This is a genomic window from Oleomonas cavernae, assembly GCF_003590945.1.
GTDB lineage: Bacteria > Pseudomonadota > Alphaproteobacteria > Zavarziniales > Zavarziniaceae > Zavarzinia > Zavarzinia cavernae.
This window is the reverse complement of record NZ_QYUK01000011.1, coordinates 2876560-2894371: the sequence shown is the minus strand read 5'-3', so window position 1 is coordinate 2894371 and position 17812 is coordinate 2876560. Positions and strand designations below refer to the sequence as shown.

At 64.3% G+C, this 17812-nt stretch carries 19 protein-coding genes; 6 read left to right on the top strand and 13 right to left on the bottom strand.

All coding sequences use genetic code 11. From position 1 onward, the window contains the following. Positions 1-41 precede the first annotated feature (41 nt). From D3874_RS17810 to D3874_RS17795, 4 genes are read left to right on the top strand one after another with little or no spacing between them, the layout of a single operon-like run. On the top strand, positions 42-1478 hold the full coding sequence (locus tag D3874_RS17810; RefSeq protein ID WP_199699128.1) for a class I adenylate-forming enzyme family protein: 1437 nt from the start codon (positions 42-44) through the stop codon (positions 1476-1478). Between the two features lie 7 nt (positions 1479-1485). Beyond that, positions 1486-2283: an SDR family oxidoreductase gene (locus tag D3874_RS17805; RefSeq protein ID WP_119782358.1), complete on the top strand. Its 798-nt coding sequence runs from the start codon at positions 1486-1488 to the stop codon at positions 2281-2283. Positions 2284-2331: 48 nt separating this feature from the next. After that, positions 2332-3342 (top strand): NADP-dependent oxidoreductase, encoded by a 1011-nt coding sequence (locus D3874_RS17800; protein ID WP_119779254.1) that lies wholly within the window; start codon positions 2332-2334, stop codon positions 3340-3342. A 50-nt stretch (positions 3343-3392) separates the two neighbouring features. Continuing rightward, on the top strand, positions 3393-4982 hold the full coding sequence (locus D3874_RS17795; RefSeq protein WP_119782357.1) for a GMC oxidoreductase: 1590 nt from the start codon (positions 3393-3395) through the stop codon (positions 4980-4982). 28 nt (positions 4983-5010) lie between these two features. Here D3874_RS17795 and D3874_RS17790 read toward each other — a convergent pair whose 3' ends face one another. The 13 genes from D3874_RS17790 to D3874_RS17735 form a co-directional block, all read right to left on the bottom strand. Further along, positions 5011-5985 carry an alpha/beta fold hydrolase gene (locus D3874_RS17790; RefSeq protein ID WP_408899994.1) on the bottom strand — a complete coding sequence of 325 codons (975 nt, stop codon included), beginning with the start codon at positions 5983-5985 and terminating at the stop codon, positions 5011-5013. A 241-nt stretch (positions 5986-6226) separates the two neighbouring features. Then, positions 6227-6757 (bottom strand): 2,4'-dihydroxyacetophenone dioxygenase family protein, encoded by a 531-nt coding sequence (locus D3874_RS17785; protein WP_119779253.1) that lies wholly within the window; start codon positions 6755-6757, stop codon positions 6227-6229. Between the two features lie 70 nt (positions 6758-6827). Next, positions 6828-7910, bottom strand: coding sequence for a zinc-binding dehydrogenase (locus tag D3874_RS17780; RefSeq protein WP_199699125.1), 1083 nt, complete (start codon positions 7908-7910; stop codon positions 6828-6830). 281 nt (positions 7911-8191) lie between these two features. Then, positions 8192-9214 (bottom strand): AraC family transcriptional regulator ligand-binding domain-containing protein, encoded by a 1023-nt coding sequence (locus D3874_RS17775; RefSeq protein ID WP_119779252.1) that lies wholly within the window; start codon positions 9212-9214, stop codon positions 8192-8194. A 118-nt stretch (positions 9215-9332) separates the two neighbouring features. Continuing rightward, on the bottom strand, positions 9333-10778 hold the full coding sequence (locus D3874_RS17770; RefSeq protein WP_119779251.1) for an MATE family efflux transporter: 1446 nt from the start codon (positions 10776-10778) through the stop codon (positions 9333-9335). Positions 10779-10804: 26 nt separating this feature from the next. Beyond that, entirely contained in the window at positions 10805-11806 is a 1002-nt protein-coding gene (locus D3874_RS17765) for an NADP-dependent oxidoreductase (RefSeq protein ID WP_119782354.1), read from the bottom strand. 66 nt (positions 11807-11872) lie between these two features. Beyond that, positions 11873-12859 carry an acrylyl-CoA reductase (NADPH) gene (acuI, locus tag D3874_RS17760; RefSeq protein WP_119779250.1) on the bottom strand — a complete coding sequence of 329 codons (987 nt, stop codon included), beginning with the start codon at positions 12857-12859 and terminating at the stop codon, positions 11873-11875. A gap of 14 nt (positions 12860-12873) precedes the next feature. Continuing rightward, positions 12874-13446: a TetR/AcrR family transcriptional regulator gene (locus tag D3874_RS17755; protein ID WP_119779249.1), complete on the bottom strand. Its 573-nt coding sequence runs from the start codon at positions 13444-13446 to the stop codon at positions 12874-12876. A 293-nt stretch (positions 13447-13739) separates the two neighbouring features. Continuing rightward, positions 13740-13979, bottom strand: coding sequence for a helix-turn-helix domain-containing protein (locus tag D3874_RS32065; protein WP_408899993.1), 240 nt, complete (start codon positions 13977-13979; stop codon positions 13740-13742). A 195-nt stretch (positions 13980-14174) separates the two neighbouring features. After that, positions 14175-14618 (bottom strand): DUF5681 domain-containing protein, encoded by a 444-nt coding sequence (locus tag D3874_RS17745; protein WP_119779247.1) that lies wholly within the window; start codon positions 14616-14618, stop codon positions 14175-14177. An 11-nt stretch (positions 14619-14629) separates the two neighbouring features. Next, positions 14630-15928, bottom strand: coding sequence for a site-specific DNA-methyltransferase (locus tag D3874_RS17740; protein WP_119779246.1), 1299 nt, complete (start codon positions 15926-15928; stop codon positions 14630-14632). 20 nt (positions 15929-15948) lie between these two features. Beyond that, positions 15949-16458 (bottom strand): hypothetical protein, encoded by a 510-nt coding sequence (locus tag D3874_RS28075; protein WP_147385709.1) that lies wholly within the window; start codon positions 16456-16458, stop codon positions 15949-15951. Next, entirely contained in the window at positions 16458-16685 is a 228-nt protein-coding gene (locus D3874_RS17735; RefSeq protein ID WP_119779245.1) for a helix-turn-helix domain-containing protein, read from the bottom strand. Before D3874_RS17735 ends, D3874_RS28075 begins: the two co-directional genes overlap by 1 nt. A gap of 133 nt (positions 16686-16818) precedes the next feature. On the opposite strand from D3874_RS17735, the gene D3874_RS17730 reads away from it, so the two are divergent. Further along, positions 16819-17388: a hypothetical protein gene (locus tag D3874_RS17730; RefSeq protein ID WP_199699124.1), complete on the top strand. Its 570-nt coding sequence runs from the start codon at positions 16819-16821 to the stop codon at positions 17386-17388. Between the two features lie 84 nt (positions 17389-17472). Then, positions 17473-17703 (top strand): hypothetical protein, encoded by a 231-nt coding sequence (locus D3874_RS28070; protein WP_147385708.1) that lies wholly within the window; start codon positions 17473-17475, stop codon positions 17701-17703. The last annotated feature ends 109 nt before the right edge of the window (positions 17704-17812 follow it).

Sequence of the window (17812 nt, the reverse complement as noted above, 5' to 3'; positions counted from 1 at the left end):
ATCCAGAGAGTGCCACGATGGGATTTTCAACGCTTCCGGATATGCGCGCGGCATCGGCACCCCACGCGCCGTGCATCGCTGATGCCGCGGCCGCCCTGTCCAACGGCGAGTTTCATTCCAAGGTCCTGGCGGCGGCGGGCGTCTTCGTGGACCTGGGCATCGGCGCCGGTGACGTCGTCGCCATCATGCTGCCCAATCAGGTGGAATTCGTCGTGACGATGTTTGCCGCCTGGCGCCTGGGGGCGGCGGTAACGCCGATCAATCCCAATCTGACCCTCAACGAGGCGACACATCAGATCGAGGATTCCAAGGCCAGGCTGATCGTCAACACCACCGGCGAATCGGTTGTGCCGGCGGTTCGGTCCCTGCCGGCCGGGAAGCTGAGGGAAGGGGCCCGCCATGCCGGCGCGCCTATCGATGACCCGGCCGCACTGGCGCTGCTGATTTACACGAGCGGAACCACCGGCGTGCCTAAGGGGGTGATGCTCGATCACGCCAATCTCGATGCCATGTCAGACATGGGGCGAATGTCACTGAAGATCACGGCGGCGGACCATTGCCTGCTGGTGCTGCCGCTGTTTCACGTCAACGGCATCGTGGTCAGCATCCTGGTGCCATTGTCGGCCGGCGGCCAGGTCACGATCCGCAAGCGGTTCGACATCAACACCTTCTTCGACGATACCGCACGGCTTCGTCCGACCTACTTCTCGGCCGTGCCGACGATTTACGCGATGCTCAACGCCTTGCCGGACTCGGTCCGGCCCGACACGTCGAGTCTGCGCTATGCCATCTGCGGCGCGGCCCCCGCCTCGGCGGAACTGCTGAAAAGCTTCGAGGCGCGCTACGGCTTTCCGCTGGTCGAGGGCTACGGCCTGTCAGAAGGCACCTGCGCATCGACCATCAATCCCATCGATGGCCTGCGCAAGGCCGGAACCGTCGGCCTGCCCTTCGAAGGGCAGCGCATTGCGATCGCCGATCCGCAAGGGGTGCACCTGCCCCAGGGCGAGACCGGCGAAGTGCTGGTTCAGGGGCCCAACGTCATGCGCGGTTACCTGGGCAGGCCCGAGGAGACGGCCAAGACCATCGTCGACGGCTGGCTGCGCACCGGCGATACCGGCCGCATCGATGCGGACGGCTACCTGTCAATCGTCGGGCGGCTGAAGGAAATGATCATCCGTGGCGGCGAGAACATCTATCCCAAGGAAATCGAGGACGTGTTGTGCGCCTACCCGGGCGTCCTCGAGGCGGCGGTAATAGGCGCCCCGGACGAGACGTTTGGCGAGATCGTTATCGCCTATGTCGCATTCCGCGCTGGCAGCACGGCCGTGCCGGCCGCGCTGGACGAGCACTGTGCGGAGCGGCTGACCCGCTTCAAGCGGCCGGTGGCGATCAATGTCGTCGACAGCCTGCCCAAGAATGCCGTCGGCAAGATCGACAAGCTGAAGCTGCGTACTATGCCGAGATCGCAGGGGGCATGAGTTGGAGATGAGAGCTGCTTCAACACAGGGCCGGCCGGCCATCTTCGTGACCGGTGCCGCTTCCGGGATCGGGCGCGCCTGCGCCGAGCTCTTTGCACGGCGCGGCTGGTTCGTCGGGCTCTATGACATCAACGCCCCGGGCGCCGACGCAGTTGCTGCCTCCCTGGGGCAGGGCAATGCGGTCTCGGGCGGTCTCGACGTGAGCGACCCCGCGGCCTGGCAGAGCGCATTGGCGGCCTTTTGGGAACGCAGCGGAAACCGCCTCGACGTCCTGCTCAACAATGCTGGCATCCTCTCGACGGGGTCATTCGAAGCCGTGCCCCTGTCCCGGCACGATGCCATGCTGGCCGTGAACGTCCGCGGGATGATCACCGGCTGCCACAGCGCTTTTCCCTACCTGCAGCGCACCCCGCGTGCCCAGGTGATCAACATGGCTTCCGCCACGGCCATCTACGGCCAGCCTGAGCTTGCGACTTATTCGGCGACCAAGTTTGCCGTCCGCGGCTTCACCGAGGGGCTGGACCTCGAATGGAACCGCTTCGGCATCCGCGTCAGTGCGGTCTGGCCAAGCTTTGTCAGGACGGCGATGGCCGACGACTTCAGGCATATTTCCAGTGCCAGGTCGCTGGGCATCCGCCTGACGCCGGCCGACGTGGCCTCGACGGTGTGGACTTGCGCGACGACGACGCGGCGCCTTCGCAAGACGCACTGGATGGTCGGCCTGCAGGCTGCCGTTCTGTCGCTTGCGACGCGCTTCGCCCCTTCGGCGCTTACCCGCTGGGTTGTTCGGCTTATCGCCAAGTAATTTGCGTAATTACCTGTCAACACCCGCCCGACATCACAGGAGCCGGTCATGGTCGATGCCTTCTACATCCGAAAGTATGGCGGACCCAAAGTACTGGAACGCGGGCAGGTGCCGGCATTGGCACTCGGCCCGCGGGACGTTCGAATCCGGGTCCACGCGGCCAGCGTCAACCCGCTGGATCTCAGGATCCGCCAGGGCGACCTCAAAGTCCTGCTGCCCTACCGCTTCCCGCTGGTGATGGGCAACGACTGCTCCGGCGTCGTGACCGAGGTGGGACAGGAGGTCGGTCGCTTCCGGGTGGGCGATGCCGTATACACCCGGCTTCCGGAAAGCCGGATCGGGACCTTTGCCGAGGAAACCGTGGCCGACGAGGCCGCGGTCGCGCCCAAGCCCACGGCGCTGTCCCATGTCGAGGCCGCCTCCCTGCCGCTGGTCATTCTCACTGCGCAGCAGTTCCTGACCGAGGCAGCGGCGCTCAAGCGCGGGCAGTCGGTCCTGATCCATGCCGGCGCCGGCGCCGTGGGCAGTGTCGCGATCCAGTTGGCAAAACACATGGGCCTGCACGTCGTCACGACAGTCAGCGGCCGGAATGTCTCGTTCGTCCAGGGGGTGGGGGCCGACACGGTGATCGACCGTCAGGCCCGGCGTTTCGAGGACGTGGTGCGGGGCATGGATGCCGTGCTCGATTCGGTCGGCATGGCCAACCTCCTGCGCAGTTTCAACTGCGTGAAGCCCGGGGCCACGGTGGTCTCGATCGCCGACGGGCCCGATGTGGCGCTCGCCAAAAAGCTCCATGTGAGCGCGCTGCTCTGGCCCGTGTTCTGGGCCATGAGCGCACGGCCGAATGCCGCCGCACGGCGGGCCGGCGCGCGTTACCGTTATTTGTTCATGCGCGCCGATGGCCGGCAGCTCGAAAGCCTCAATTCCTTGATCGAGAACGGTTCGGTCCGGCCGCATGTGGACTCGGTTTTTCCGTTCGAGGAAACACCCCAGGCGATCGCCCGCGTGGAAGAGGGTAAGGCCAACGGCAAGGTCGTCATCCGGATGTGCGCGGACTGATCGCGGCCGGCCACCGCAGCGGCGGGCAGGGAGGATTCCAATTGACCAAGGTGCCTTTCGATTTCGACTGGCTGGTGATCGGCTCGGGCTTCGGCGGCAGCGTCTCGGCGCTGCGCCTGGCGGAGAAGGGCCACCGCGTCGGCGTGATCGAGCGCGGCCGGCGCTATCGCGATGAGGACCTGCCCCGGTCTACCTGGCAGTTCCGCAAATACTTCTGGGCCCCGGCGCTGGGCCTGAAAGGCATCATGCGCATGCGGCTGTTCCGCCACGTATTCACGCCCAACCAGATTGCGGTGGGCGGCGGCAGTGTCGTTTACGGCGGTGTGCTTCTTCGCGCCAAGCCGGAATTCTTTGCCGACCCGCAGTGGCGCGCACTTGGCGCCTGGGATCAGGTGCTTCAGCCTCACTATGTCACTGCCGAGCGCATGCTCGGCGTTGCAACGGTACCCTTCGATTCGCCGGGTCAGCAGCTTGCCCGCGACATGGCGCGGCACTTCGGGGGTGAGAACAGGTTCTCACGCCCGCCCATTGGGGTGTTCTTCGGCGAGCCGGGCAGGACCGTCACGGATCCCTATTTCGGCGGTAACGGGCCCGACCGCACCGGCTGTACCCGTTGCGGGGCCTGCCTGGTGGGATGTCGTGTTGGGGCCGTGAACACGTTGTCGAAAAACTATCTCTGGTTTGCCGAGAAACGCGGCGTGGCAATCCTGGCCGAACGCGAAGTAATCGATGTGAAGCCGCTCGGTGCACCCGACGGCAGCGACGGTTACCGCGTCATCACGCAGCGCCCTGGCGCTTGGTTCGCCCGCAGCCGGCAGACGCTCTCCGCGCGCGGCATCGTCTTTGCCGGCGGGGCCCTGGGCACCAACGAGCTGCTCGCCAACTGCAAGCACGGCGGATCGTTGCCGCGGATTAGCGACCGCCTGGGTGAACTGGTGCGCACCAACAGCGAATCCGTGCTGACCGTGCGACTGCCCGAGGACCGCGGAACCTGGAACGACGTCACCACCAGCAGCAGCGTGCATGTCGATCAGGACACGCACATCGAATTCCTCACCTACGGCCAGCGTGCCGACGTCCTGAGCCTGCTCTACACGGTGCTGGTCGGCGACGGCAACCGGGTGACCCGGCCGCTCAAATGGCTGGCGAGCATCGTGCGGCATCCGGCGCAGTGGCTGAAAACGCTGTGGCCGGTCGGTTGGAGCCGGCGCACGGTCATGCTCCTGGTGATGCAGACTCTGGACAACGCGATCGCGCTCAGCGCCCGCAAGCGCTGGTTCGCCCGCGGCTATCGCCTAGTCACCCGCCAGAACCGCGACAAGCCCAACCCGACCTATATCGAGATCGGCAACCAGGCGGCCCAGTGGTTGGCCCGGCACACGGGTGGCATCGCGCAAAGCAATGTGCTCGAGGCGCTGGGCAATATCCCGACGACCGCGCATGTGCTGGGCGGCGCCGTCATCGGCGCCGACACCGCGAGCGGCGTGATCGATCAGCACCTGCAAGTTTTTGGCTACCGCAACATGCTGGTATGCGATGGCGCCGCCATGCCCGCCAATCCCGGCGTCAACCCGGCATTGACGATCACGGCGCTGGCCGAATATGCCATGGCACAGGTTCCGCTTGCTGCTCCTATGTGACGACAGGGACTCTTACTCGCAGGCGGCGTCATAGGGATTGCAGGAACCCGATCAGTGCTCTATTGGCGGCGACTGGTTGCTCCTGCTGGATCCAGTGTCCGCAATTGGGAATGATAACTGTTCCACGGAGGTCGGTGATCACTTCGGCCGCTCGGACAATCGCCTCCTGGCTCCAGATGGTGACGATGTCGCGGTCGCCCCCGATGAACAGGGCGGGTACGGTAAGGGGCTTTCCTTGATACTGCCCCAGGATCTCCCAGTCCCGATCCCCGTTCTTGTAGTAGTTCAAGGGCCCCGCAAGCCCGCCGTATTCAAATTCGGCCACGAAGTAATCGAGCGCATCTTTGTCGAGCCAAGTCGGCAATGTCTCAGGCAGTTCCAGCAGACTGCGCATCCCCTGTGTCCGCGGCACGGACATCGCGGCGCCTACGAATTCGCGGAGCATGGCCTCGGGCAACTTCGTCAGGTCCACACCCGCAAGTTCGGGGGGCGCTGGACGGTCCGCCGACAGGGTGTAGAACGCGCTGGTGAGCCAGCTCCGCAGGTCGCGATCCGCCTCCTCCGCAGCCTGTTCGCTGTGGAGCCCGAAATACTCATGGTAGAACATTCTGTCCGGACCGGCGAGTTGTGCCGCTGCTTCACTCGGCCTGATCTCGCCGAAGGGGCTGCCGGGAAGGCAGCCCAAGCCGCGCGCACCGAAAGGCACGCTCATCCCGACCACCGCCGTGAAAACTTCCGGCCGGGTCCAGGCTGCTGTCCAGGCGACCGGGGCGCCGAAGTCATGCCCGACGATCACCGCGGTCGACTCGCCCAGGGCTTCCACCGTGCCTACACAAGTGGCAACCAGTTCGGTCATCCCATAGGCGGCTGGATCCGATGGCTTCGACGACCGGCCATAGCCGACCATGTCCATCGCCACGGCGCGGTAGCCAGCCGCGGCGAGCGCGGCGAGTTGGTGTCGCCATGAGTACCAGGATTCGGGAAACCCATGGCAGAGGAGCACCAACGGGCCGGAGGTCCCAGCAATCGTTAGATTGATGCGTTGCCCGTTCGCATGAACGGTTCGGCGTTCCCAGACAGGATCTGTCATAACCATCTCCCACCACCAATGCTTCAGGGGCGCCCCCCAGCGCCCAACCGACGACAGTTCAGCTTTCTGATCGATGCATCCTTCGGCACGGCGGCGCGCGCGACTGCAGGGGCAACCGTCGACACGCCGCCGGACACGGCTCGATCGGGAAGTGCTACTTGTCGGTGGTGTATCTCACGGAGCCACCTTGCAGGTAGCGGACCTCGGCGATCCCCTGCCGCTCCGAGCACATTTTGACCAGGTTCTGGACGGTGATGGCGTCAAGGACCGAATGAAACTTTCCCGTTTCGTCGAAGCTGACGTTGGCGCCGAAAACGACGAACAGGACAACCGTCTCCTCGGTGTTCGTTTCCGGAACGCAGAACGTGTGCACGGACGATGCCGGTTCATACAGGTAGGATCCCGGCGTCTGAAGCTGGTCGGGGTATTCCTTGTAGAACCAACTGCCCTTCAGCGTGTAGCCATGCACAGCCCCGGTATGCAGATGGGCGGGCACGTGGGCGCCGGGCGCGAATCTGGTTATCGCAACCAGGAGGCCGGCCTCCGGGTCGGCCAGCAGGGGTTGGAAATTGACCCCTGGCCCGAGCGCATCCTTCATCACCGGAATATCGTCGACATTGAGCGTGAGAAGCCGGTCCTGCGGCAACGAGAAGACAGGCAGCTTCATGAGAGTTTGGTCGTTCATGGGTTCCTCCTTTGAACTTCTTTTCTGGAGTGGTCATCGCCGGGCAAGCAGCTGGCGCCGCTACATGGATCTATGGAACGATGATAACTTTCGCGTCCCGTTCGGGGTCAGCCAGCCGCGCGAAGGCATCGGGGACACCCTCGAGCCCGACATGACCCGTGATGAGCGCCCCGATGTGCACCTCGCCCGCGGCGATATGGGCGAAGGCCTGCGCGAATTCCTCGACCGTGTAGGCGATGCAGAAGCTCATGTCGACTTCCTTGAAGATGCCGAATGCGGGCTGGAAACTGTCGTGTTCCATGCAGAGCCCGGCGACGACGATTTTCGCGCAAGGCGGAGCGCCGGCCAGAACCTGCTGGATGATGCCCGGGACACCGACGCATTCGAAGATCGCAGAGGGTCGGTAGGCGAACTGGGGAAACATGGGCGTCTGGCGGCCGTGACGCGCCGGGTCCGGCGCGGCGGCGACCGACCGCCAGGAATCGTAGGGTGAAGTCTCGCGCGGATCGACCACCAGGTCGGCGCCGAGCCTGGTCGCCATTGCCCGCCGCGACGGCGAGAAATCCGCGGCGACGATGGGGCCGATGCCGCGCATCTTCAGGATGGCGATCACGGTGAGGCCGATCGGGCCGCAGCCGATCACGAGGGGCACGTCATCCGGGCCCAGTTTGCCGCGGTTGACCGCATGCAGCGCGACCGCCAGCGGCTCCGCCAGGGTGGCGATATCGTTGGGCACGTTGTCCGGCACGGGGATCAGAAGGTCTTCCGACAGCACCATGTACTCGGCAAAGCCGCCGGGCGTGTCGAAGCCCCCAAAGCCGATGGTGACGGGCTGGGGCCGCAGCAGGAACGGCACCGAGACGACTCGCATGCCAACGGGATGTGCAACCCGCGTACCGGGGCCGTGCTCGACAACCTGCGCACAGAATTCGTGGCCCAGGATGACGGGCTCCTTGGGATCATAGATATCGACCCCGGTTACGGCACGCGCGCTCGCCAGCAGGCGGTCGCCATGCGCCACGCAGTGCAGGTCGCTGCCGCATATACCTGTGGCCAGCGTCTTGACCAATACCTCGCCGGGGCCTGGCCTGGGGATCGGCGCCGTGGCCAGTTCCAGGGCACCGTTGCGCATGACGACCGCACGCATGGTCATCGCCCGTTTCTCCCCCGCTTTGGGCGCGGAACACGGCAAGATGACCGCCAGCAAGCATGTTCACGACCCCGCTCCGCCGATGAACCGCGCGACTGCTTCCAAACGGGTTGATCGTCATGGTTTCGTTTCTCTCCCTACGGGACTGATGCCCCGCTTGTCATCTTCGCCTTCAGTGTGGCGAGTAACAGCAGAGAAGACTTGACTTTAGGAACACGCGTTTTGTCATTTGACGACTGCGATGGCTTATCCAGGCCTGAATGCAAGGCCGGTTCCAGGGCCCGCTAGCGGTCGACGACCTGGCTGCGGCTTGAGTCTCTTCGGCAACGTGCAATCAGTTGCCGCGGCGATTCGCTGTACCAGCGCCAACAGGCGCGCGTATAGCTGCTCTGTTCGGCATAGCCGAGCATCGCCGCGATTTGCGACACGGGCATTCCTGTCGCCGACAAATGCCGGGCCAGGTCGCGGCGTGCGACGTCGAGAATTCCCTCGAATGACGAGCCGGCTTCGGCCAGGCGCCGTTGGAGTACCCGCGGGTGTATATCCATCGCCTGCGCGATCGAGACCAGATTGGCCCGATTGACCTTGAACATCTGATGGATCAGTTCGCGCACATGCTCGACAAGCGGAAGTGCGGGGCCGATTTGGGCGAGATGGCTTTCCGCCAAAGCCAGCACCGCCGGATCTCGCCCGCGAATGGGCTGGCACAGCGCGTCGGCAGGGAGATGCACGGAGTTCAGTTCGCACCCGAACTCCACCGGTCGGCCGAAATATTTGCGGTAGGTTCCCGGTGGAGAGATGCGGCGATGCTGCATCGTAACGCGCAGCGGCACGAAAGCCTCGCCGAGCATGAGCCGGAACGCTTCCATCGCTATCACCAGTCCTTTCTCGATCCACTGCTCCCGGTAGGCAAGTTGCCGCCGTGCCACCTCAAGGGTGAACACCGCCGATTGCGGGCCCCGCTTCAGTTTCGCAATGTCGGGAGGTGCACAATGGTAGAGAAACCGCGAAACCCCATCTATGGCATCGGCGACGGTCTCCGAATGGCGAATAAGCAAGGCCACGGGGCCCAGGATCTGAATCCCTTGCCATTTGGCGAGCCGCATCCCGAAGTCCGGGCAGTTCAATTCCGCCGCCGCCGAACCGACGAGCGCGGCGGCGGTGGAGAAGCTCATGAGCCGATCGGGATCGCCGACCGAGGTTGGGTCCACGCCGCGCGCGCGGATCAGCGCCTCGGGATCGCCGCCAAGACTTGATACTAGGCTTGCATAGTGGAGGAGCGATGTGCCCCCGATCATGTCCGTCATCGTCGTCGATCGCCAATCAGCAATCCCGCAAAGGCAAATCCGATTGCGCCGCTTGGAAAGGCGGCGGGCCGGCCCTGGAAGGCTCGGCGCGCTTATGCCGCCGCGCAACCGAATATGGTTACCGCCAGCGCGTCAACCTGATGGCGGCAGCCGTTGTCGCGCCGAAAGCCGCCATACCGGCGGCGACCGCGACGAGTACGCCGGCGAGGCCCACATCGAGCCAATGTGTCAGCAAAAACCCGCCGCCGACCGCAATCGCCAGCCGGAGCAGGCCGGCGATGACCGGCCATAACACCCGCCCTGCACCCTGACTGGCGAAGTAGAGTGCCAAGCCGAGCGCGAAGAAGGCGTAGAACGGTGCAACGATCCTGAAGTAGAGACGACCGGCGTCCAACGCCGCCGCATCCGCCGCGTTCAGGAAGCCACCCAGCCACAGGTCGGGGAAGACGGCGAAGGTGATGCCAATGGCGCCCACGATCGTGGCCGCGGCGAGCGACCCGGTCCAGGCGACCGCGAGCGCGCGCTCGTGCTGCCCGGCGCCAATGTTCGCACCGACCATGGCGGTCATCGCGGCGCCGATGCCGAAGACGATGGGAATCATCAGGAATTCGAGCCGCGCGCCAATACCGTAACCCGCCAGTGCGCCTTCGCCGAACTGTCCGACCAGCCCGACCATCACGATGACGGTGAGGACCGTCTGGAGCGATGAAACCGAGGCGGTCAGGCCGACCCCGAGGATATCCCGGAACAGGGCGCCCTCGAGCCGAGACCAGGCGCCACTCCATCCAAGCCCGATCCGGCCGGCGGCGATATAGCCGAGTGCTGTGACCGCCCCGAGCCCGTAAGGGATTACCAAGCCCGCGGCGAGGCCAGCCATGCCAAAGGCTGGAAACACGCCCCACCCAAGCGCGAGCGCGCCCGACAGCGGGATCGCGCTGAGTGTCACGGCGAACAGCACCGTCGAGGGGGCCGCCATGTCGCCCGTGCCACGAACGATACAGAGCGTCGAGTTGCAGAGCCATATTGCGATGCAGCCGGGAAAGAACACGCCGGCGTAAGCAGCGGCGGCGGCCAGCACTTGGCCGCGACCGCCGAGCAGTTCGAGCAGGCCGCGGCCGAACAAGGAAAACAGGATGGCAGAGGCCATAGCGGCGACAATGGAGATTACGACGACATGCAGCATCAGCCTTTCGGCCCGCCCCATGTCGCCCTTGCCGAGCGCGCGCGCAATGGCGGCAGAAATCGCGCCGCCGATCGAGCCGCCGGACAGCATTTGCGTGAGCATCACGAACGGGAATACGAGGGCCAGGCCGGCCAACGCTTCAACGCCCAGCATGCCGGCGTATGCGGCTTCGGCGATGCCGCCTGCCGCCGTCACCAACATCGCGAGTATGTTGGGGACCGCAAGCCGCGCCAGAGTCGAGCCGATCGGGCGTTCCAGCAGGGCTAGAGTCTTCGCGGTGCGCGTCGCAACGGCTACCGGGGGATGCAGTGCGGCTTGGCCGGGTGAGGGCGCGATGGTCGCCACGCCCGCGGCGGAACGAGAGGACCGGCTGTCAGGCATGAAAGATTCTCCCCGGGGGTCGCAGCCTATGCAATTTTGATCACGACCTTGCCCTTTGAACGCCCGGTCTCGACATACGCCAGGGCATCCGCGATCGCAGTGAAGGGGAAGACCCGATCCATAACCGGACGGATTACGCCGGATTCGATGAGGAAGGTGATCTTGCCCAACTGCTGGCCGTCGGCCCTCATGAACAGGAACGAATAGCCGACACGATGGCTTTTGGCCTTGCGCCTGATGCGCGAACTCAGAAGCCGCATGACCTGCCCTACCAGCCAGTTCGCCCCGATGATTTTGGCAAAATCCGGGTCCGGCGGGCCGGAGATCGAAATGAGCTTTCCGCCGGCCTTCAACACGCCCAAGGATTTTTCGAGCGTGTCCGTGCCCAAGCTGTTCAAAACGAGATCGTAACCACTGAGGATGTTCTCGAACTTGTCCTTTTTGTAATCGATAACGACATCGGCGCCGAGACGTTTTACGAGCTCAACATTCGCCGTGCTCGTCGTCGTCGCCACGGTCGCGCCGAGATATTTGGCCAATTGAATGGTGAATGTTCCCACCCCGCCGGAGCCCGCGTGGATCAGGACCTTCTGCCCCTTTCCGAGGTTCGCCTTCTCGATCAGCGCCTGCCAGGCGGTCAGGCCGACCAAGGGTATGGATGCCGCCTCCTCCATCGTCAGATTCTTCGGCTTCAGGGCGACGTCGCGTTCATTCATCGCGATCAATTCCGCAAAGGCTCCGATCCGATTGTGGTGTGGTCTCGCGTAGACTTCGTCGCCGAGCTCGACTCGCTGCACCCGAGGCCCGACCTGGACCACGACACCGGCCACGTCATTACCCAGGATGAGGGGCAGGTGATAGGGCAGGATGAGCTTGAATTCGCCGTCCCTGATCTTGGAGTCCAGCGGGTTCACGCCGGCGGCCTGAACCTGAACCAGGACGTCGTCGTCCCGCAGCAACGGGTCCGGCATGTCGCCGAGCCGCGCGGCATTCCTGGTCTTGTATCGATCGATGATGAATGCCTTCATAGCATTTGTGTCCTTGAGCTTGTCGCCGCGTGCCGCGCTGGCCAAGCGGGGCGATTGCCCTGGCGGTTACGCATTGACGCCGACGACCGTGCGCCCCTGTATCTTCCCTTCGAGGATTCGGCCGGCGACGGCGGGAACCTCTGCGAGGCCGACCATTTGCGTTGTCCGGCCGAGTTTGCGTAGGTCGAGGTCGCGCGCCAGACGCGACCACGCCTGGAGCCGGGTGACCTGCGGGGCATTGACCGAGTCGATGCCTGCAAGGGTGACGTTGCGCAGGATGAAGGGCAGGACCGACCCGGGCAGGTCCATGCCTTGGGCCAAGCCACAGGCTGCCACCACCCCACGGTACTGCGTCTGCGCCAGCACATTTGCAAGCGTGTGGCTGCCGACGGAGTCGATCGCGCCTGCCCATTTCTCGCTGGCGATGGGCGCGCCCGGCGTCGAGAGGACCCGCCGGTCTATGATCTCCGCCGCCCCGAGATCACGCAGATAGTCGGCCTCCTCGGGGCGTCCCGTCGAGGCGACGACGCGGTATCCAAGGCCGGACAGGATTACAATGGCGATCGAGCCCACCCCACCGTTGGCGCCGGTCACGAGGATGTCGCCACGCTCCGGGGTCACGCCGCCGTTTTCGAGCGCCAGGACACTGAGCATGGCCGTATAGCCGGCGGTGCCAATGGCCATGGCATCCTTGGTCGAGAAAGTCTGTGGCAGCTTGACCAGCCACTCGCCGCTCAATCGTGCCTTCTGCGCAAACCCGCCGTGATGGGTCTGGCTCAGCCCCCAGCCGTTGGCGACGACCCGGTCTCCCGCCGCAATGCCTGGATAGGAAGATGCCTCGACCGTGCCCGCCAGATCGATGCCCGGGATCAAAGGAAACCGGCGGATGACATCCGCGCGCCCGGTAAGGGCGAGCGCATCCTTGAAGTTCACTGTCGAATAGTCGACAGCGACGGTGACATCCCCCGGCATGAGATCTTGCTCGTTCATCTCGACCACGCTGGCCGAGACCGATTTCTCTGCCTTTGTTGCGAGCAGTGCCTTGAATGCCATTGCGCGCTCCTCTTCTATTGGTGTGGCGCAACCAGTGCGCGCGCCGCATCCGCCGCCGCGGCCAGGATCCGATCCGACAGTTCTGTCCCTTCCACGGCGCGGGCGAGTTGCAGCGCACCAACGAGGGTCGCCTGAACAGCAAGCGCAATTCCCTGTGCATTCGGGGTCTGCGGCGGCAACGCCGCCGCTATGCGGTCGACCATGGCCGACAGGCGCTCGGCATAGAAGCTGCGGGCCTCAGGTGGCTGACGCGCAAGTTCCGGTAGGAGTGCTGCAAGAGTGCAGCCTGTGCCGGGATTGTCCCGATGTGCTGCGGACAGATAAGTGTCAATGGCGGCCTCAGGGCCGCCGCTGGCGAGGGTTTCCTGCAGTTGCCGGGACTGTTCCGCCAGCGCCGTCCCGACGCTCTCGCGAACAAGTTCCGCCTTCGACTGAAAGTGCGGATAGAGGGCCCCGTTCGTCAGGCCGGCGTCGCTCATGATGGCGGCGACACCGGATGCCGCGATGCCGTCACCCCGAAACCGCGCGGCGGCGGCTTCGACGATCCGACGACGCGATTCATCCTTTCGACCTTTCTCGTAGCGCATTGCCTCTCCCGTGCAGCCGCGTTAAATTATGATCATAATATCATTGAATGATCGTAATGCAATGGGGCGGCACGGTAGTGCTGTGGCGGTCCACGCAGTGGCCGCTAAACAGCCGTTTGGCGGGCAAGCATCAATCTGTCCGCAAACGATGCCGGCGATGACATTCCGGACAAGTTGATTGTCGGACGGGTTTTTGGACGCAGTTCAGCGCTGGCATGGCGGAGGGTCTGACAGTTCGCGCTGCGTCCGACCTAATAAAGGTGGCAAGGCAGATGCGGCGGCGGCGGTCTTCATCATTCGAGGGGTTGCCCAGCCTTTACGCGCAGCGCCCCAGCAAGCTTGCCAATGATGGAGATGCTGGGGTACCTGGCCTCGCGCTCGAGGTCGCCGACAGAGGTCCGGTGCAGCCCGGCCTCATACGCACATTCTTCCAATGACCAGCCTTTGGCTTGCGAAGGCGTCGGAGGCTGCGGGCGAGACGGACCTTGATATCCACCCGCGAGGTCACCCGCCTGTCGACCATCGGTATACAGACGATCAGTGACAGTCGCCTTGATTGCCGGCCCACAGCGAGGGGTCCATTTAAGCCCTGATCATCGACAGGGAGTGCGGGTAACGGCGCTCCGTTGCCGGCCGGCGGACATGGCTCCAAACTGGAAGGTCCCGCACAGGTACAAACACTTCTACGCTGTCTTCGTCCACAGGGCCGACGGCCTTAGACGCCGCGGTTACTCCTTAGGAGCTTCGTCATCCGTCTTTCCCTCGATCGGCTCTGTCAGAGGCTCAAGCCCAAGTTCTTTCCACAGCGCTTTATCGGCCGGGCGTCCATGCCCATCCGACTCAATGAACCGGATTTGTATGCTCGAGGGCAGATCGCTTGCCACCAGCAGGTTCGGCGCGTAGTCCTTCAAGAACTTCAGGAGTTCCGCCATCTCCCGAGGTGACCCGTCCATCGATTTCAGGATGAACTGCCGCGTGTAAGCCTCGATCAAACGGACGTGCCGCACCTGCCCGTTCTGCTTGATCATGACGGCCTCCTGAAGCACCTTTTCCAGGATCGCTGCGATATCCGTCCGCCCCCTGGGCCGGCCCTTGGGGTTGCCTGACTGGCCCTTCTTGAACCGGGTATCTTTGGGCGGCTTCCTGTAGCCGACCTCATAGCTGCGTGACATCTCTGTTCCTCCTACTCCAGTTCGGCCAAGGTCAGGCCGCTATCCGCATGCGCCGGCTCGATGCCGGTCTGGTCACGGAACCGCTTCAGGGTCACGTCGACATAGCCGGGATCGAGTTCGAGGCCGAAGCTGCGCCGGCCTGCACGTTCCGCTGCAATCAACGTCGTGCCCGACCCTGAGAAAGCGTCGAGCACGATGTCGCCCCGCCGCGAACAGTCGAGGATCGCATCCTCGACCAGGGCGACCGGCTTCACCGTGGGGTGCATGGCCAGCGCAGCCTCCCGGTCCTTGCCGAAGGCGTTGACCCCGGGGTAGTCCCAGACATTGGTGCGATAACGCCCATGGGCGCCCAGCGCGACATTGTTGACGTGCGCCGCACGCCCCACCTTGAATACGCCGACCAGCTCATGCTTCGAGCGATAGAGCGATCCCATGCCGCCGTTGGTCTTGTTCCAGACGCACAGGTTCTGAAGGGCGCCGTATACCCGCCGCCCGGCCTTGAGCAGCTCGAAGAGATGGCGCCAATCCATGCAGACGAAGTGAATCGCCCCGTCAGCACTGTGTGATGCCAGCTGCCCCAGCACGGTTTCGAGGAATGCCGTGAACTCGGCCTCCGACATCTCGCCCGACGCCATGGCAAACTCGGCATGCTTCACCGAACCCAGGCCGCAAACATGACCGTCGATGGGCACGTTATAAGGCGGGTCGGTGAACACCATCTGTGCCTGTTCGCCTGCCATCAGCCGCGTATAGGATGTGGCCTGGGTCGCATCGGCGCACAGCAGGCGATGGCGGCCCAGCAGCCACAGATCGCCTATTTGCGTGATCGGCTGTCCGCCGATCGGCGGCAGATTGTCCGCTTCATCCTCGTCGCCGGCGTCGTTCAGACCGAGGATGAGCATGTCGATCTCGGCGGTCTCGAACCCGGTGATCTCGATATTGAAGTCGAGATCGATCTCAAGCAGCCCCTGCAACTCGATCGCCAGGAGATTGTCATCCCAGCCGGCGAGTTCGGCCAGCCTGTTGTCGGCAATGATGTAGGTGCGCTTCCGGGCCTCGGTCATGTTTGCGAGGCGGATGATTGGCACGCGCTCGATACCGAGCTGCTTTGCCGCTTCCAGGCGGCCGTAGCCGGCGATCACCCCGTCCTCGCCATCGACCAGTATCGGATTGGTCCAGCCGAAGGTCCGGATCGACTCCGCGATCTGGCGGATTTGTTTCTTGGTGTGGGTCCGCGGATTGCGCGCATAGGGGCGGAGCGATGAGACGGGAACCATCTCGATCAAAGGATCCGCCGTGGGCGCGGGCATGTCGTCCTCCTGGCTGGTAATCAGCCGGGACGAAGGTAGGCCCGTGCCGCCGCAGGCTCATTCACAACAATTCGAGCGCTATTTCCGGGAAGAGGCGATGTTTTGGACCTGATGCCATGAGGCCTCGCCATTGAGGAACCGCCGGGCCACCAAGCGGGCGGCCAGTTCGGCGGGGGATAATCGAGACTCGTCCAACCGGCCGGATGGCCGTAGCGACGCGCCCGCGCGGCCAGCCAGCCGAGATAACGGTGGTAGAGGTCGGCGATGATCATGTCGCGCTTGCGGCGATCCAGCTCGGGCAAAGGTCTGCGGCCCTTCGGCTTACTGATGGAGCCTTCAAGAAACCGGCACAGGTAGTCGAGCACTGCATCGGGAATGGGCCGGGATCCGTGCTGGCGGAGCACCGCCGCGAGGTCTGGGCCGTCGATCATATCGCCCGCTGCGATACGCTGTTCGAGCCGCGCCATGTGGTTGACCTCCACGACGAACCGGCTGCGCCCTTGGCTGCCTTCCTGGCTGTCGTTCTGCATCAACCTTTGCTCTTGTCCGGCAGGTCTTCCAGCAGGCGCCAGGTGGGCACCTTCAGCGCCATTGCGATCTCCTCCAGGATGACCACGGTCGGGTTGCGGATGCCGCGCTCGACGCCGCTGATATAGGTCCGGTGGATCCCGCACTCGAAGGCGAGCCCCTCCTGCGAGAGCCCGCGCTCCTTGCGAAATCTCCGCACATTGAGGCCGACCCGCTGCTGCACACCCATGCCGCAACAAGGTGCGGCGTGATGATTTTTGGTCTACAGACTATGAGTCTCATTTCTGTGGACTTGGCGTGGAATGGAAGCCATCACTGTCCCCACTCACCGACCCGCAGATGCTCGACAGGGGGATAAGACCATGAACACCGCCACCCATTCTCTCGACTCCGGCCTGCGCGAGAAAATCATCGAGCACCTGTTTGTGGGTGACCTGCTGCGGTGCCTGTGGCGGCGGGGCGTGCGGGACATCGAGGTGCTGCGGGCCGAGGTCGACCGGGCCGGCTACGACATCGTTCTGGCAGTTGGGGACGTCACGCGACATGTCCAGTTCAAGGCGAGCTATCGCGATGCCAAGACCGCGAGGGTTGGGATCCACACGGGCCTCGCCCAAAAAGCCGGTGGCTGCGTGATCTGGATCTGGTTTGATCCTGATACGCTGCAGCTTGGCCCCTTCCGATGGTTCGGCGGCCGGCCCGGCGAGCCGCTGCCGCCGCTCGGGGACCGAATAGCCAAGCACACGAAGGGAAACAGTGCGGGGGTCAAGACCGAACGTCCCAACATTCGCATCGTGGAAAAGGGCCGGTTCTCCTCCGTTCCGACGATAGACGACATCGTCAGGGCGTTATTCGGCGCGGCCGCCGAGCAGGAGATCAATTTGGGTTCTGGCAAAGAGCATGCGGTGCAGAATGGCGTCGCCCTCGATGAGTAGCTGCTGTCATTCGGCTTGGGCGCGCGCTATCAGCTACGCCGGATCCGTGATGAACAGAATCCGCTGCACAAGGGGGCGTGTGTCGTGAAGGGGTATGTCACCTTGGTGGGGCTCTTGCTGGTCCTGGCAGCGTCGCCAGGCCATGCCGACGATCGGGGTCGGCTGGTGGTGCGGGATGCCCGCGGCCGGGTCGTGGAACGCGTGTCGCCGGGTACCGGCGACACGCTGATCCGGCGCGATGCCGAGGGGCGGAGGCTGGGCACCGTCAAACCGGGGGCCGGAGATCGGCTGAGGCTCTATGACCGTGATGGCTGACGTATCGGGACCGTTGAAGAGGGGCCTGGCGGCCGCCAGATCGTGCGCGACGCCGGCGGCCGGCGGACTTACTCCATCAGCCCCGGTATTACCGGTGAGCGCGTGATCC

Coding starts and splice junctions, on each gene's coding strand:
- D3874_RS17785 (WP_119779253.1), bottom strand. CDS start 6,757: ATGAACGACCAAACTCTCATGAAGCTGCCTGTCTTCTCGTTGCCGCAG.
- D3874_RS17765 (WP_119782354.1), bottom strand. CDS start 11,806: ATGAAGGCATTCATCATCGATCGATACAAGACCAGGAATGCCGCGCGG.
- D3874_RS17805 (WP_119782358.1), top strand. CDS start 1,486: ATGAGAGCTGCTTCAACACAGGGCCGGCCGGCCATCTTCGTGACCGGT.
- D3874_RS17740 (WP_119779246.1), bottom strand. CDS start 15,928: ATGCCCGCGCCCACGGCGGATCCTTTGATCGAGATGGTTCCCGTCTCA.
- D3874_RS17755 (WP_119779249.1), bottom strand. CDS start 13,446: ATGCGCTACGAGAAAGGTCGAAAGGATGAATCGCGTCGTCGGATCGTC.
- D3874_RS17810 (WP_199699128.1), top strand. CDS start 42: ATGCGCGCGGCATCGGCACCCCACGCGCCGTGCATCGCTGATGCCGCG.
- D3874_RS17730 (WP_199699124.1), top strand. CDS start 16,819: ATGAACACCGCCACCCATTCTCTCGACTCCGGCCTGCGCGAGAAAATC.
- D3874_RS28075 (WP_147385709.1), bottom strand. CDS start 16,458: ATGCAGAACGACAGCCAGGAAGGCAGCCAAGGGCGCAGCCGGTTCGTC.
- D3874_RS17735 (WP_119779245.1), bottom strand. CDS start 16,685: ATGGGTGTGCAGCAGCGGGTCGGCCTCAATGTGCGGAGATTTCGCAAG.
- D3874_RS17800 (WP_119779254.1), top strand. CDS start 2,332: ATGGTCGATGCCTTCTACATCCGAAAGTATGGCGGACCCAAAGTACTG.
- D3874_RS17745 (WP_119779247.1), bottom strand. CDS start 14,618: ATGTCACGCAGCTATGAGGTCGGCTACAGGAAGCCGCCCAAAGATACC.
- D3874_RS17770 (WP_119779251.1), bottom strand. CDS start 10,778: ATGCCTGACAGCCGGTCCTCTCGTTCCGCCGCGGGCGTGGCGACCATC.
- D3874_RS17775 (WP_119779252.1), bottom strand. CDS start 9,214: ATGACGGACATGATCGGGGGCACATCGCTCCTCCACTATGCAAGCCTA.
- D3874_RS17780 (WP_199699125.1), bottom strand. CDS start 7,910: ATGACCATGCGTGCGGTCGTCATGCGCAACGGTGCCCTGGAACTGGCC.
- acuI (WP_119779250.1), bottom strand. CDS start 12,859: ATGGCATTCAAGGCACTGCTCGCAACAAAGGCAGAGAAATCGGTCTCG.